At 47.6% G+C, this 1812-nt stretch carries 1 protein-coding gene; it reads left to right on the forward strand.

Annotated features, from left to right (window positions below; genetic code table 11):
* Positions 1 to 113: 113 nt before the first annotated feature.
* Entirely contained in the window at positions 114 to 1781 is a 1668-nt protein-coding gene (locus FTU91_RS16315) for an IS66 family transposase (protein ID WP_180082850.1), read from the forward strand.
* The last annotated feature ends 31 nt before the right edge of the window (positions 1782 to 1812 follow it).

The raw sequence follows: 1812 nt of genomic DNA on the forward strand, positions 1-1812 counted from the left end.
CAGCGCATTGGACGACAGCAGGTGGTGACGATGCTTTAAACCAGGCTGTTCCATTCTGCTATTCTCCAAACGTTCTATTTCATTCTTCTCATGACCTCAGGCATACTGCGGTCATGAATACGCTGCCAGATTTAAGCCAACTGACCCATGAACAACTGCTGGAATTCACCCGGCAGTTGGCGATGCAGCATCAACAACTCGCAGAAGATAAACAACAATTAGATGCTCAAGTTCAACATCTGGAAGTATCAAATCAACAATTAGATGCCAAAGTTCAACATCTTGAAGTCACCAATCAGCAATTAGATTCTAAAGTTCAGCATCTTTCTATTCTCAATCAAAAATACGAGCATGAACTGGCGCTGTTTAAACAGCATAAATTCGGCAGTAAAAACGAACATCTCACCGCAAAACAAATCCATCTGTGGGATGAGGCGGTCGAAGAAGATATTGCAGCCGTTGATCTGGAATTAGAACGATTAAATGCAGATAAAACCCATGCAGGGACACAGAAAGCCACAGTCAACAAACCTAAACGTCGACTGCTGCCAGATCATCTACACACCATTCGTATTGAGCATGAACCTGCATCAACCCAATGCAGTTGTGGCTGCCAGTTACGTCGTATCGGCGAAGATATCAGTGAAAAACTGCATTTCAGACCGGCACAGTTCTATAAGGAACAGCATGTACGTGGCAAATGGGTCTGTGATCAGTGCGACACCCTGACTCAGCAAGCGATGCCCGCCTATGTGATTGATAAAGGTATTGCCAGTCCTGAACTGCTCAGCCATGTGCTGGTATCGAAGTATGCCGATCATTTGCCGCTGTACCGTCAGCGCCTGATCTATCAGCGGGCTGGCATTGATCTGTCCAGATCCACGTTATCTGACTGGATTGGTCGCTGCGGTGTGGAACTGGAACCTCTGGCCAATGCCTTAAAACAGGTGGTGCTGCAACAGCGGGTGATCCATGCCGATGAAACGCCGGTCACCATCATGCGGATGGGTGAGAATGATAAAAAACCGAAGAAAGGTTATGTCTGGGCCTATGCCACTACACAGTACAATCCAGTTCAAGCCGTGATCTATGACTTTCAGGATAGTCGTTCAGGTCAGCATGCTGAAGCGTTCCTGAAAGACTGGCAGGGCCATCTGGTCTGTGATGATTACAGCGGTTATAAAGCACGCTTTAAATCAGGTCAGGTCATTGAGGTGGGCTGCATGGCGCATGCGCGTCGTAAATTCCATGAACTGCATGTGACCAAAAAAAGTCAGGTCGCTGAACAGGCATTAGTGCTGATTCAGAAACTGTATGCCATAGAAGCAGAACTCAGGAAAAAGACTGATGGTACAGCAGAACAGCGCCGCGAATACCGACAACAGCATAGTCAACCGGTGATGCAACAACTGTATGAATGGCTCAACCAACATCAACTGACTGTGCCATCGAGTTCTCCAACCGCCAAGGCGATCAATTACACTCTGAAGCGTTGGCCAGCTTTAAGCCGCTATCTGGATGATGGCAATCTACCGATTTGCAATAACTGGGTGGAAAACCAGATGCGCCCCTGGGCGTTGGGACGTAAGAACTGGTTATTTGCAGGTTCGCTGCGCAGCGGTCAGCGAGCAGCCAATATTATGACATTAATCCAGTCAGCAAAGCTGAATGGGCTGGATCCCTATGCCTATTTAAGTGATGTGCTGAAAAGGCTGCCGACACATAAAGTGACCCAGATTGAAGAGTTACTGCCACACTGCTGGAAACCTGAACCGAATTAAAAAATAGGCATGGGGTTCAGCGGACGCTTAC

The organism is Acinetobacter sp. YH12201, assembly GCF_013418145.1.
Classification (GTDB): domain Bacteria; phylum Pseudomonadota; class Gammaproteobacteria; order Pseudomonadales; family Moraxellaceae; genus Acinetobacter.

Coding starts and splice junctions, on each gene's coding strand:
- FTU91_RS16315 (WP_180082850.1), top strand. CDS start 114: ATGAATACGCTGCCAGATTTAAGCCAACTGACCCATGAACAACTGCTG.